General features: G+C 53.7%; 11 protein-coding genes. 8 read left to right on the top strand and 3 right to left on the bottom strand.

From position 1 onward, the window contains the following. Nucleotides 1–45: 45 nt before the first annotated feature. Entirely contained in the window at nt 46–510 is a 465-nt protein-coding gene (gene trmL, locus NYE26_RS07475) for a tRNA (uridine(34)/cytosine(34)/5-carboxymethylaminomethyluridine(34)-2'-O)-methyltransferase TrmL (protein ID WP_339254989.1), read from the top strand. Between the two features lie 153 nt (nt 511–663). Next, nucleotides 664–918 (top strand): AbrB/MazE/SpoVT family DNA-binding domain-containing protein, encoded by a 255-nt coding sequence (locus tag NYE26_RS07480; protein ID WP_036697751.1) that lies wholly within the window; start codon nt 664–666, stop codon nt 916–918. A 386-nt stretch (nt 919–1,304) separates the two neighbouring features. Here NYE26_RS07480 and NYE26_RS07485 read toward each other — a convergent pair whose 3' ends face one another. Further along, complete coding sequence (locus NYE26_RS07485; RefSeq protein ID WP_209872933.1) at nt 1,305–2,372, bottom strand: phosphodiester glycosidase family protein; 1,068 nt, start codon at nt 2,370–2,372, stop codon at nt 1,305–1,307. Then, nucleotides 2,369–2,776 carry a hypothetical protein gene (locus NYE26_RS07490; protein ID WP_036722356.1) on the bottom strand — a complete coding sequence of 136 codons (408 nt, stop codon included), beginning with the start codon at nt 2,774–2,776 and terminating at the stop codon, nt 2,369–2,371. Before NYE26_RS07490 ends, NYE26_RS07485 begins: the two co-directional genes overlap by 4 nt. Nucleotides 2,777–3,059: 283 nt before the next feature. On the opposite strand from NYE26_RS07490, the gene NYE26_RS07495 reads away from it, so the two are divergent. From NYE26_RS07495 to NYE26_RS07515, 5 genes are all read left to right on the top strand, one after another. Continuing rightward, a complete protein-coding gene (locus tag NYE26_RS07495; protein WP_036722353.1) occupies nt 3,060–3,716 on the top strand; it encodes a response regulator transcription factor in 657 nt (218 codons plus the stop codon). Nucleotides 3,717–3,783: 67 nt separating this feature from the next. Continuing rightward, nucleotides 3,784–5,001 (top strand): PLP-dependent aminotransferase family protein, encoded by a 1,218-nt coding sequence (locus tag NYE26_RS07500; protein WP_076079779.1) that lies wholly within the window; start codon nt 3,784–3,786, stop codon nt 4,999–5,001. Nucleotides 5,002–5,268: 267 nt separating this feature from the next. Further along, nucleotides 5,269–6,726, top strand: a complete 1,458-nt coding sequence (locus tag NYE26_RS07505) for a 6-phospho-beta-glucosidase (protein WP_339254990.1) — start codon at nt 5,269–5,271, stop codon at nt 6,724–6,726. Nucleotides 6,727–6,974: 248 nt separating this feature from the next. Further along, the gene (locus NYE26_RS07510; protein ID WP_209872925.1) at nt 6,975–7,826 is read left to right on the top strand and encodes a PRD domain-containing protein; all 852 of its coding nucleotides are present in this window, start codon (nt 6,975–6,977) and stop codon (nt 7,824–7,826) included. Nucleotides 7,827–7,966: 140 nt separating this feature from the next. After that, nucleotides 7,967–9,865 (top strand): beta-glucoside-specific PTS transporter subunit IIABC, encoded by a 1,899-nt coding sequence (locus NYE26_RS07515; RefSeq protein WP_339254991.1) that lies wholly within the window; start codon nt 7,967–7,969, stop codon nt 9,863–9,865. Between the two features lie 1,115 nt (nt 9,866–10,980). Here NYE26_RS07515 and NYE26_RS07520 read toward each other — a convergent pair. Next, nucleotides 10,981–11,868 carry a DUF2161 family putative PD-(D/E)XK-type phosphodiesterase gene (locus NYE26_RS07520; protein ID WP_339254992.1) on the bottom strand — a complete coding sequence of 296 codons (888 nt, stop codon included), beginning with the start codon at nt 11,866–11,868 and terminating at the stop codon, nt 10,981–10,983. Between the two features lie 170 nt (nt 11,869–12,038). On the opposite strand from NYE26_RS07520, the gene NYE26_RS07525 reads away from it, so the two are divergent. Next, nucleotides 12,039–13,934 carry a PrkA family serine protein kinase gene (locus NYE26_RS07525; protein ID WP_209872919.1) on the top strand — a complete coding sequence of 632 codons (1,896 nt, stop codon included), beginning with the start codon at nt 12,039–12,041 and terminating at the stop codon, nt 13,932–13,934. Nucleotides 13,935–13,970 lie beyond the last annotated feature (36 nt).

Genomic DNA, 13,970 nt, shown 5'->3' on the forward strand with positions numbered 1-13,970 from the left:
TCCGCCGCACTCCTTAAGACCCTACAGAGAGGAAGCATTCGTATTATGGCATTACACATTGTGCTGGTGGAACCGGAAATACCGGCGAATACCGGCAATATCGCCCGTACTTGTGCGGCCACAGGAACCCATCTCCATCTCGTGCACCCGCTGGGCTTCCGCACAGACGATGCTACGCTGAAGCGTGCCGGACTCGATTATTGGCATGCAGTGAATATTGAATATCATAATTCCTTCAGTGAAGTATTGGAGAAGTATCAGGAAGGGCGGTTCTTCTACGCGACCACCAAGGCCAAGAAGCGCTATAGCGATTTCGCCTTCCGGGATGGAGACTTCTTCGTGTTCGGGAAAGAAACCAAGGGGTTGCCGGCAAAGATCCTGGAGGCTGGTCAGGAAACGGCGATGCGGATGCCGATGAGCGAGGCGGTCAGATCGCTTAATTTGTCCAATTCGGCAGCGATTGTGGTCTATGAAGCGCTCCGGCAGCTCGATTTCCCACAACTTTTCTAAAAGTTGACATCATTTTTTATTTTTTTCAGCAGGATTCGACATTTTAGTAACGAAATAGTTGATTAGTGCCGAAGAAAGTAATAGGGTACGTGAACTTGGATGTCAGAAATGGCACTACTAATCATAAGTTGAACAGGAGAGTGTAAGTTAGATATGAAACCTGCTGGCGTTGTACGTAAAGTAGATCAGCTGGGTAGAATTGTTCTGCCTAAGTCTCTGCGTAAAAGGTATCAAATGAATGAAGGTGATCCTGTAGAAATTCTTGTTCAGGGCGACCACATTATTCTGGAGCGTTACCGTCCGAAGTGTGTCTTCTGCGGATCTATGGAAGGCGTAAGCGAATATAAAGACCGTTACATTTGTTCAAGCTGCCTTACCGAGATGACCCAACTGCCAAAACACGCGTAAGCGTAGAGCGCATCAATTATCTACATAGGGTAAAACGCGTAAGCGCGTCTTATAACATGGATGCTGGTTGGACTCGGCTTCAGTGAATAGTGAAGAACACAAAAAGAGCGCCGCACACATCCGTGCGGTGCTCCTTTTTGTGGTATACGTCCATCAGATGGTTCGCGGAGGGCGGGTCACAGCCCCTTAGTCTTGTCGTCGTTGTAGGAAGAAGTAAGAATACCAGCCAGAAACAGTACAAATACCAGGGTCACGATCCAAAAAGTCAGGGAGAACGACATGCAGGCACCTCCATTATTGACGATCTTCGTTACCCTGAGTATACCCTTTTAATCTGTAAAAATAAATGAAAATGTGATATTTAGCATTGACGGTTATACTCGGAATTACTTGAAGAACAAGAAGTTGGTTGGGACGCGGCGCAAATTGCCGTCGGAAGGCTTGTTAATAACCTTGCCGCGGAAAATCATGGACGATGAGCCGCCGCCGTCCAGGTTATAAGCATCGATGACGCCGAGATTGTACAGCTTATCCTGCAGCTCAGCCAGTGTTGCTCCCGAGTTACCGTTCTCGTTATATCCGTCAGCGACCAGAATCAGCAGCTGATTATCCTTGTAGTTACCGATGATGGTCCGCGGTGCCCGCTTCGGGGCCAGCTGCCATTTCAGCGGAATGGCTGTCTTGCTCTGATTCTTCAGCAGCACAGGGACGAAGGTTGCTCCGAATACCGGCTCCAGCTGATCGAGCTGGTCACGACTGGTGAATTTGCCGCCGATCAGCTGGCCGGATTTGTTCAGGCCGACGAAGCTGAGATCCTTGTAGCTGGGCTCGAAGCCGTACAGATATTCTCCGCCGACGATGGTGGTCGAGAGCGGATAACGCTTGCCGTTCTGATCAGCGAAGCCGCCGGCATTAATGCCGGCCGAGGCACCGTAGCGGTTCACGGCCTGCAGTGTGGTCTCGGAAGCGCCCGTGCCGTCACCGGCCAGGCTCATCTTCATGGCTGAGGTATCCTTCAGCTTAATCTTCATTGCGTATGCTGTATAATTGCCGGGGTTCAGCCGGTATAATTCAATGGTAATCCGGTCGCTGCTGATCACATCGGCAGGAATGCCGAGCCGGGAACTAATCCGGCGGTTGTAGATCCGCTCAGGACGGGAGGTCTGGGCCGTTGCTGTGCTGACCAGTGTGTTCATAGCGTTCGTGGTCTGCTTGTAGAGCTGTGCGCTGGTACCGATAGAGTCTATGGTGTAAGCGGCATAGCTCTTGGCCACAGCCAGGTCCTGCTTCAATTGCGCGGTTTCATTCACGGGTCCGGGGTCAGCTGCGAAGGGGGCGGTATTCAGCTTAAGCTCAAGCGGAGGCTGGTACAGCCACAGACAGAGCAGCAGTCCGAACAATGGAGCAGTCAGGAGCATGAAGAACCGGTTCACTCTTTTGACAGGAGTCATCATTTCAGCAGATCCATCTCTTTCTTGAGCGTATCAAGCTGTTTCTTGACCTCGCTTAATTGCGTGTACAGCTTGTTGCTGTTGTCCGTCTTGTTACTGGCATTATCCTTGGTGAAGGTCAGCAGCTCGTTGAACGTCTGCACGGTGCTCTGAAGCTCCTTCACTTGTTCTGACAGGACGGCGATCTTCGACTCGTAGTCGGTCTTCAAAACGGTAAGCTGCTGCTGGCTTTGAGATCCAAGCTCGCTCAGCACCTGATCCTTCAGATGATTGGTGTAGCTGTACACGGCATATACGCCGGCTGTGATCATCAGAATCCAGAACAGTAGAAACCATTTTACGGACGAGCCGCTTCTCTCTGCACTCCGGCGAGAGTGTACCCGGGTCGATTCCGCTAGCGGTTGCATTTCATCACCTCAAGCCATATTTTTTCAAGTCCTCATTCTATCAGACTTTCAGGTTTTTCGCAAAAGTGAAAGAGCCGCGCAGAAACGACAAAAAGTAATTGCATCCTGTTAAACTACTGCGATACAATTTCTATAGATTGGAATATCTGATGGACGTATTCAAGGTAAAAGTAGGAAGAATAGACTTATGACAGCATAGATCCTTGTTTGCGTGTTGACAGGAAACGCTTACAGCGCTTTCCATTCTGGAAAATTATATAGATAGCAGGAGGTCTGGGCATTAATGACGAAGGTCTGGCAGGTGGTCATCGTGGGATGTCATCCCACAAGTATGCTGGGAACAAAATTAATTCTGGAAGATGAGGAGGGACTGACGGTAGACGGCATGTTCGCTACCTGGGAAGAATGTCTCGCGGGCATGGAGGAATTAAGGCCTGATCTGGTGCTGAGTGATTATCAGATGCATGACGGAACCGTAGAGCAGGTGCTGCCGGACATGAAAAAAAGCTCACCGTGCTCCCACATTATTATCATGACGGAGGAGAACGATAAGGAGATATTCCTGCCCCTGATTGAACTGGGAGCGAGCGGGGTATTGTCGAAGGGAGCCACTCCGGATCAGCTTCTGCAGATGATCCGCGGCATCCGCGAAGGGTTCCTCTCCATTCCGCTGGAATGGATCGAAAAGGGCTTCCGTCCGGTAGCCTCCTCCAGAGGGCTGGAAGGTGTCTTGCAGCTGACACAGACGGAGATGTTCATCATGGAACGCATTGTGCAAGGAATTACATACGACAAAATCGCACTTGAAATTGAAGTCAGCCGCCGTTCGATCGATAACTACCTGCGCAAGATTTATGTGAAGCTGGAAGTATCGACAAGAGCGCAGGCAATTGAGAAGTTCGCGCTTTTCTCAAGACAGAACAAGCAAATCTACGCATAATCCCTGTATTACGACATAATGGCGTCAGGACTGGAATATTCTTAAACCAGATAAAGGGGGGAAGCGTATGAAGTATGAGTTTTCTTCGCGCGCACATACATTGTTATCTTCACCGCTGCTGAGTATCCGTAAGGAGACACGCCGGGGTACGCTGATCTCGCTGGCAGAGGAGCTCCCGGCAGAAGAATTATTTCCGCTGTCACTGCTGTCTGAGGCGGCATCTACCGTGATCTCCACAGATGCAAGTGCGCTGCAGTACGGGGAGCCTGAAGGGTATGGCCCACTCCGCGAATGGCTGACCGGAGATTGGCTCCGCAGCAAAGGGGTGGCGGTAACCGAAGGCGGAGTGCTGCTGACAACGGGCAGCCAGCAGGCCATCGATCTGCTGTCCAGGGTGTACATCGATCCCGGGGATCATGTACTGGTTGAGAATCCGACTTCTCCCGGTATTCTGCAGGCGCTGCGGATGCAGGGAGCCGTCATTATTCCGGTCCAGGGGGATGGGGACGGCCTGCTGCCGGATCATCTGCGCCGAACGATCCGCAGCTATAGGCCCAAGATGCTGTTCGCTGCGCCAAGCTTCACCAACCCCAGCGGAGTGCTCTGGAGCCTTGCCCGGCGGCAAGAGATTCTGGAGCTGTGTATCTCACATAATGTGCTGATCGTGGAGGATGATTCCTATGGCGATCTGCACTTCCAGCGGAGTGAGGGCCACCCCTCCAAGAAATATCCTACTCTATATGCGCTGGAGAATGTCAGCGAGGGCGGGCATGTGCTGTACATCGGCTCCTTCAGCAAGACGGTCGCGCCGGCGCTGCGGACGGGCTGGGCGGCGGGAAGCCGCGAGCTGATCGGCATGATGGCTGCCGCCAAGCAGATGGCGGACTGGCAGTCCAGCTCGCTGAACCAGCGCCTGCTGCATCATCTGCTCAGTGTGTCGGCTTTTGATCTAAGGGAGCATATCGCGCTGCTGAACCGCGAATACAATACCCGCCTGAAGCTGATGGCGGAGCTGCTGAAGCGTCCGGCCTGGAAGCACAGCGTGTATGATATGCCGGCCGGCGGCATGTTCCTCTGGGTATCGCTGCCTGAAGGCCTGGACGCGATGGCTCTGCTGCGGGCTTCGCTGTCTAAGGGGGTAGCCTTCCTGCCTGGTCCGCTCTGCAGTGTAAGCGGAGGCTCGGACCGTATCCGGCTCAACTTCAGCCATCCCGGCCGCGATGAGCTGCTGCTTGGAATGAATCTGATGAGCGAAGCGGTGACCGAGTTCACGGCGCGCAGCTAGGGGAGAAGGAACGGGCGCAAATATGAGCTTCACGGAAAATGAGCGGATTTTCATTTGAATTTTGCCGGATGCTATGTTAGGCTGGAGTCAATTAAATCTTCCATAAACACATCGTTTACTGGATTGTTACTGGCCGTGCCAGGCAAAACCTAAACTGATGGTGACTGATTTGAACCCGTTCGCCGGGCTCGATGATCTTGCCATAGGTTTAGGTTTTTCTGTTATATAGGCCATGCAGAAAGATCATAATGAAAAGGGGTAAGGACTATGGCTACAGTACTTAACGGATTTCCTGAGCATTTCTTATGGGGCGGCGCAACCGCTGCCAATCAGCTGGAGGGCGCTTTTGATCAGGGGGGCAAAGGGCTGTCAACCGCAGATATGATCGCCTTCGTGCCAAAGGATAAGCGCACAGGGGATCATTCTATGGAGATCTCTTCGGAGCGTATCGCCCGGATTCTTGCCGGAGAGACGGATGACTGGTTCCCGAAACGCGAAGGCGTTGACTTCTATCACCGCTACAAGGAGGACATTGCTCTATTCGCCGAAATGGGCTTCAAGGTGTTCCGGCTCTCGATTAACTGGGCACGGATCTTCCCGAACGGCGATGATGCCGAGCCTAACGAGCAGGGTCTGCAATTCTACGACGATGTATTCGATGAACTGTTGAAATACGGCATTGAGCCGCTGGTTACTCTCTCGCACTATGAGACTCCGCTCGGTCTTACACAGAAGTATAACGGCTGGGCCAGCCGTGAAGTGGTCGGCTTCTATGTGAAGTATGCTGAGACTGTATTTACACGTTACCGGAAAAAAGTAAAGTACTGGCTGACCTTCAACGAGATCAATGTCATGCTGTTCAGCCCGTATACCGGAGGCGGTATTCTTACAGACCGTGTGGAGAACAAGCTGCAAGCGGTCTTTCAGGGGCTGCACCATCAGTTCGTAGCAAGCGCCCTGGTTACCAGACTCGGACATGAGATTATTCCGGGCTCGCAGATTGGCTGCATGCTGGCCCGTATGGAGAGCTACGCGCATACCTGCAATCCGGCGGATGTACGTAAGAGACAGCAGGAGGACCAGCTGAATCTGTTCTTCACGGATGTGCATGCGCGCGGCAAGTACCCGCTTTATATGAACCGTTATTTTGCCGAGAACCATATTGAGATTGTCCGTGAACCGGGGGATGATGAGCTTCTTGCTGCGAATACAGTAGATTTCATCTCGTTCAGCTATTATATGACGCTTACGGTGTCCGCAGGTCCGGAGGGTGAGGCGACTGAAGGAAATCTGCTGGGCGGCATCAAGAACCCGTATTTGAAGGCCTCCGACTGGGGCTGGCAGATTGATCCTGTGGGTCTGCGCATTACCCTGAATAACCTGTACGACCGTTACCAGAAGCCGTTGTTCATCGTAGAGAACGGGCTGGGCGCATATGACAAGGTGGAGGAAGACGGATCGATCCATGACCATTACCGGATTGATTATTTGCGGGAACACATCAAGGAGATGAAGGAAGCGGTGAAGGACGGCGTGGAGCTGATGGGCTATACGGCCTGGGGCCCGATTGACCTGGTGAGCATGTCGACCTCGGAAATGTCCAAGCGCTACGGCTTCATCTACGTAGACCTGGACGACACGGGAAGCGGCACGCTGAACCGCAGTAAGAAGGATTCGTTTGAGTGGTACAAGCAGGTGATTTCGTCGAACGGTGAAATATTGTAGGTGAAATGGGGCAAGCTTAAGAAGCACAGGCTTTAATAAACCGTTTTCATAAAAGTGTTGTCATATTAACAATGATATGCTAAGATGCTGCTACAGGTAGAATAACTGGATTGTTACTGTTCATTCAGGCAAAACCAGAAACGGGCACTCTTTTGATGCCGTTTTGGTTGTGCCTTTTTTAACACGATAATGTTGTATCCCCGCGCCTGCGGGGGGATTTTATTACTCTGACGGTGTAAGGTGATGGAATGAAAATTGCTAAGGTGCTCAACAACAATGTGGTCACCGTACTCGATGCCAGCGGGAAGGAACGGGTCGTAATGGGCCGCGGTATCGCCTTCAAGAAGCAGGCCGGGGATGATGTTGAGGATGCTCAGGTCGAGAAGGTATTCGCCCTGGAGAATAAAGAAGGTTCACAGAAGCTGATGTCGCTTCTCTCGGAGATCCCGCTGGAATATGTGGAATGCACCGATGAAGTGATCCGTTATGCCGAGACGGTGCTCGGGGAGAAGCTGCATGACAGCATCTATATCTCACTGACGGACCATATCCATTTCGCCATCGACCGCCACCGTCAGGGGCTTCAAATCAAGAATGCACTGCTGTGGGAAATCAAGCGGATGTACCGTAAGGAGTTCTCCATTGGACTCAAGGCGCTGCAAATTATCGAGGAACGGCTTGGGGTTCTGCTGCCGGAGGACGAGTGCGCTTTCATCGCGATGCATCTGGTTAATGCGCAGATGAACGGTGAGATGCGGGAGACGGTAAGTATCACGAATATCGTGAAGGACATCTTGAATATTGTCCGGCGGAGCTTCCTGATTGAGCTGGATGAAGAATCACTCGGGTATTACCGCTTCCTGACCCATCTGAAGTTCTTTGCGCAGCGGGTGGTTCAGGGCACTCCGATGGAGGAGCGGGACCAGGATCATGCGCTGCATGATCTGGTCATGAAGCAGTACCCGGCTGCCCATGCGGTTGCGGTGAAGATAGCGGACTATTCCCGCAAGATATACAAACGGGTCTTGTCCAAGGAAGAAATATTGTATCTGACCATTCATATTGAACGGATTATCCGTAATGAGGATATAACAGAATAATGTGGTGCAGGATTGCTACTCGGAACAGAGGCAAAACCTAAACCCGGACAGTGCTGGAGGCAGAAGACTGCCTTTCCCCGCTGATCGGCGTTTAGGTTTTTTTTTGCGGAAAACATACTACATCTAAGGAGCAACATCTTATGAATACAAAAGAGCTGTCCAAAGAAATATTGAAGCTTGTCGGCGGAGAAGACAATATCGATCAGGTAACCCACTGTATGACCCGTCTGCGCTTCAATCTGAATGACAACAACCGTGCGGACAAAGCGGCCCTGCAGAAGACGGACGGGGTTATGGGCGTGATGATTAACGGCGGGCAATTCCAGGTCATTATCGGTAATGATGTGCCGGTGGTCTACAATGACCTGATTGGCAATATGTCCGTTTCTCCTGAGAAGAAGGCTTCTGGTGACAAGGTTGAGAAAAAGAAGCAGAACCCGCTGAGTAAGCTGTTCGACTTCATCTCGGGAATCTTCACACCGATCCTGCCGGCCATTACCGGTGCGGGGATGATCAAAGGGATTGTCGCCCTGCTGGTGGCGGTGGGCTGGATGGGGACAGAGAACTCCACGTATATCATTCTCTCGGCGATCGGGGACGGTGCCTTTTACTTCCTGCCGATTGTTCTGGCCATCAGCGCTGCCCGTAAGCTGGGAAGCAATATGTACATCGCTGCTGCGATAGGTGCGGCCATTCTGCATCCGACCGTCACCACGCTGCTGGGGTCCGGGGAGCCTGTTACCTTCGCTTCACTGCCGGTGGTAGCTGCAACTTACGCTTCGTCTGTCATTCCGATTGTGATTGCAGTATGGCTGGCCTCCTATGTGGAAAAAGCCGTTGATAAAGTAACCCATGCTTCCCTGAAGCTGATTATCGTTCCGACGGTTACGCTGCTGGTCATTGTGCCGCTTACCCTGATTGCCGTAGGCCCGCTGGGAGTAATTATCGGGGATGGCCTGACTGGAGGCATCAGCTGGCTGTTCGAGAATACGGGGTTGTTCGCAGGCCTGCTGCTGGGCGGAACCATGTCGCTGCTGATCATTACCGGGATGCACTATGCTCTGATTCCAATCATGATCGCATCCATTGCACAGCTTGGCTATGACTATATGATTCCGATTATGATGGTAGCGAACTTCGCCCAGGCGGGCAGTGCGCTTGGTGTCTCACTGAGAACGAAGAACAGCAAGCTGAAGTCCCTCTCCCTGTCCACAAGTATTACGGCTTTCATGGGGATTACAGAACCAGCTATGTACGGTGTGAATATGCGGCTTAAGAAACCGTTCATCGCTGCCCTGATCGGCGGAGCCGCCGGCGGTGCGTTCCTAAGCTTGTTCAAGGTAAAAGCGTATGTTATCGGCGGACTCGCCGGGCTCTCTGGCATCCCGATGGTTCTCGGTGCGACCTTTGTCTATTCGGTCATCGGCTTCGCCATCGGGGCGGCAGTTGCTGCCATTGTCACTTATATTATCGGCTTCGAGGATGAGCCGGAAGCTGCTGCTGCACCTGCGGTGACTTCTGCCGAGCCTGTCGCATCTGACGCTCACACTACTGTAATCGGCGCTACTGCTGAGTCTACGATGGTGAATCAAGAGGTGTTCAGTCCGATTGCCGGAGCGGTGAAGCCGCTCAGCGAAGTGAGCGACCCGGCCTTCTCGGAAGAGATTATGGGTAAAGGATATGCCATTCAACCGTCCGAAGGCCGCGTAGTCTCGCCGGTCCAGGGAACGGTGTTCTCGCTCTCGAAGAGCGGACATGCCATTGGTCTGGTCAGCGACAGCGGAGCGGAAATGCTGATCCATATCGGCATCGACACGGTGAAGCTGAAAGGCTTGCATTTCTCGCCCAAGGTAACCGCCGGAACGCGGGTGGCTGTCGGCGATCTCCTGATGGAATTCGATCTGGTCGAGATCGAGAAGGCTGGCTATAGCACGATTACGCCGGTTATTATCACGAACATCCAGCAGTACCAGTCCATCCAGTCTGCTGGCGCCACCTCGGTTAAGGAGAAGGAGCTGCTGTATACGGTGCTTGCTTAGGGCGAGCCAGGAGCGAATAAGCGAAGGGCTGGGGCTTGGAGTGAATGAGCGAAGAGCACAGTATAAACCAGTAGGATATTCTAGAGTATAGATCAGGTAAGTGGATAGAGAAGGTACAAAGGAGTTGTCGCTCGCAGCAGGTCTGCGTGGGGACAACTCCTTTTGTGCTTGGATAGTTGGCGCGAGAGATGATTCGCAGGCTGAATGTGTGCGGAAAACCGAATACAATGTGATGGACGCGGGTAAGCGGGCCGAATGTGTACGGAAAACCGAATACAATGTGATGGGACGAGGGTAAGCGGACCGAAAGTGTGCGGAAAACCGAATACAATGTGCTGGGGCGAAGGTAAGCGGGCCGAATGTGTACGGAAAACCGAATACAATGTGATGGACGAGGGTAAGCGGGCCGAATGTGTACGGAAAACCGAATACAATGTGCTGGGGCGATGGGGCGAAGGTAAGCGGACCAAATGTGTGTAAAAAATCGAATACATGTATTGGCGATTATCCAGTAACTTTATTCTGTGGAGATAGATGGAAAAAGAGTATCTAATTTGACTGGATTCCTCGAATTTGGGACTTTAGTTGGAAAAAGTACATTTATTCAGCTGAAATATGCTACTTGAGACAAAATGGTGGAAAATAAGTGTTGTTTATCCAACTAATCTTTTGCGCCGGGAAAAACTCAACAATTTAAGTGTTGATTTTCCATCTATTAGCCGGGCAGTAGAGCGGGAACGCCTCACGATTGTGTGAATGCCCATGTAAAGGGAGGCGCTTCCGCTCGGGTTCGGCAGGTGGAGCTGCGAACGAATCGGCAGGTGCAGCTGGCCCAGGTCCGGCTGTTGGAGTAGTGAGCGGATGGGTAGGCGCGCGGCCCGGGTTCGGCAGGTGGAGTAGTGAGCGGATGGGGAGGCGCGCTGCCCGGGTCCGGCAGGTGGAGTAGTGAGCGGACAGATGGGCAGACACGGCGGCCTGGGTCCGGCTGTTGGGGCTGCGAACGGATAGGCTGTCGCAGCAGCCCAGGTCCGGCAGATGAGCTGCGAACGAATCGGCAGGACCTGGGCCTGAGGGCGGCCAGAATCCGCTGAGATCCGCTCCGGCCGGGCGCGGGCCTACAGCTTGCCTGCGCTGACCTCCGCGATCGTGGCATATTCGATCAGCGCTGCCCTTCCGGCGGCCGTGAGCGTGTAGCGGCCGCGACCTACCCGGAAGAACCACGAATAGTAGTTCTTCTGCAGGAAGGCGGCGGCGCCGGGCACGCCGCTTCGCTTACGCAGCGCGGCGGGCGTGACGCCGCGCGGTGCCTCAGCCCGGCTGCGCGCAGCCGCCGGGCCCCCAGCAGCAGCGTCAGCCGCCGCTGCTGCCGTATCCGTGGCCGCCGTCTCCCCAGCGGCCACGGCAGTTCCCGGCGCGCCGCCCTGCGCCGCGCGCCCCCCGCCGAGGCCGGCCGCATCAGCGGCTTCGGCCTCCAGGGCCTGCAGCGCGAGTGCTACGCGCAGCGCCTTCTCGCGGTAGGCCGTCACGAGCTTGACGCGCGTGCTGCCGCCGGTGTTGTAGTCCCCGCTGCGCTCGCGGAACTCATAGAGCAAGCGCTCGCGGCGGCGCACCGCGCTGCGGGTCTGCGGCGGCGCGTCGCCCGGCTCCGCGAGCACCTCGACGAGCGGGGCCTTCGTCTTGTAGAAGACGACGGTGATCAGCCCGAGGCCGAGCCGGCGGCACAGCCCGGTGAGCTCGCCCCAGCGCTGGTTGACCGCGCCCTTCTTCTCCCTGACGCGTTCTACCGCGAGGTAGACGTTAGGGCTGAGCCGCAGCCGTTCAATCCCCTGCAGCAGCAGGGCGAGATTGAACGATTTTTTCATCTCCACAATGAGTGGCTGCGCCTCGTCCTCCCGGATGCCCACCAGATCACAGGTCCGCACCTCACCCTTGATGTCATAGCCTTGCCGTTCAAAAAAACTCTTCAAAGGAGCATACAGCTCCGTCTCCTGCTTGATTGCCATTCGTATTCACTCCTGCCCTGGATTGCAGCGTAATTATAATAGAGAATTTATGATTCTCTATTATAGCACAGCAAAAAAGAGGTCAACTATTCCGGGCTCGCCGCATAGGTATGTAATACACTTTCTAAGCTTGGTGGAGCAAGTAGGAGCGCAAGAGGAGGCAGCGAGCCATGGATATTTTTGAGCGTATAGCAACGCATCGGGCTGAGAACGACCGTTTGGCGTGGAGCGGCACTTTCAAGGACTATATAGAACTGCTTAGAGTAGACCCCTCTCCCGCCAAAACGGCTCATTCCCGCGTATACGACATGATCAAGTCACACGGCGTCGAGGACATTAACGGACGTAAACGGTATAAGTTTTTTGAACAGGAGATCTTTGGACTGGATCGTGCGGTGGAAAAGCTGGTGGAGGAATACTTCCATTCCGCAGCCCGAAGGCTGGATGTGCGTAAACGGATTCTGCTGCTGATGGGACCGGTCAGTGGAGGAAAGTCCACCTTGGTCACGCTGCTGAAGCGCGGCCTGGAGCAATATTCACGCACGGATGCGGGTGCGGTGTATGCTATTGAGGGCTGCCCGATGCATGAGGACCCGCTGCATCTAATTCCGCTGGAGCTGCGGCCTGAGATCGAACGCGAGCTGGATGTACGGATTGAAGGCAATCTCTGCCCGTCCTGCCAGATGCGGCTGAAGAATGATTACCACGGGGATATTGAACGTGTGGCGGTTACCCGGGTGCTGTTGTCGGAAGAGGAGCGGGTAGGGATTGGTACATTCAGCCCTTCCGACCCGAAGTCGCAGGATATCGCGGATCTGACCGGCAGTATCGACTTCTCCACCATTACCGAATTCGGCTCGGAATCCGATCCGCGGGCCTACCGCTTTGACGGGGAGCTGAACAAGGCCAACCGCGGCCTGATGGAATTCCAGGAAATGCTGAAATGCGATGAGAAGTTTCTGTGGAATCTGCTGTCTTTGACCCAGGAGGGCAACTTCAAGGCCGGACGGTTCGCGTTAATCAGTGCTGACGAACTTATCGTGGCCCACACGAATGAGACCGAATATAAATCCTTCATCTCCAATAAAAAGAACGAAGCGCTCCAGTCCCGCATGATCGTCATGCCGGTTCCCTATAATCTGCGCGTCTCTGAAGAGGAAAAGATCTACGCCAAGCTGATCGGCCAGAGCGATATGAAGCATGTGCATATTGCCCCTCACGCGCTGCGCGCGGCGGCGATCTTCTCAATCCTGACCCGGCTCAAGGAGAGCAAGAAGCAGGGGATGGATCTGATCAAGAAGCTGCGCATGTACGACGGCGAAGAGGTCGAGGGCTACAAGGAAGCGGATCTGAAGGAGATGCAGACCGAATACTTAGATGAAGGCATGTCCGGCATCGACCCGCGTTATGTCATTAACCGCATCTCCAGCGCCCTGATCAAAGGCGATCTGCAGTGCATGAACGCGCTGGATGTGCTGCGGGCGATCAAGGACGGACTGGATCAGCATCCTTCGATTACGAAGGAGGAGCGCGAGCGTTATCTGAACTTTATTTCTATTGCCCGCAAGGAATACGATATTCTCGCCAAAAGCGAAGTGCAAAAGGCCTTCGTCTACTCTTTTGAAGAATCCGCCAAAACGCTGTTCGAGAATTATCTCGACAATATCGAAGCCTTCTGCAACTGGTCCAAAATCCGCGACCCGCTTACCGATGAGGAGATGGAGCCGGATGAGCGGCTGATGCGCTCCATTGAAGAGCAGATCGGCATCTCGGAGAATGCGAAGAAGGCCTTCCGCGAGGAGATCCTGATCCGTATTTCGTCCTACTCCCGCAAGGGCAAGAAGTTCGAGTACAACAATCACGACCGGCTGCGGGAAGCCATCGAGAAGAAGCTGTTCACGGACCTCAAGGATATCGTCAAAATCACCACTTCCTCCAAGACACCGGATGAAAGCCAGCTCAAACGGATCAACGAGGTCAGCCGCCGCCTGATCGACGAGCACAACTACTGCCCGATCTGTGCCAATGAGCTGCTGAAATATGTCGGAAGCCTGCTGAACCGCTGACGGAGGCGGATTCACGGATACTGGGGACCGGGGACT

The organism is Paenibacillus sp. FSL P2-0136 (genome assembly GCF_037975325.1).
Classification (GTDB): domain Bacteria; phylum Bacillota; class Bacilli; order Paenibacillales; family Paenibacillaceae; genus Paenibacillus_AQ; species Paenibacillus_AQ silagei.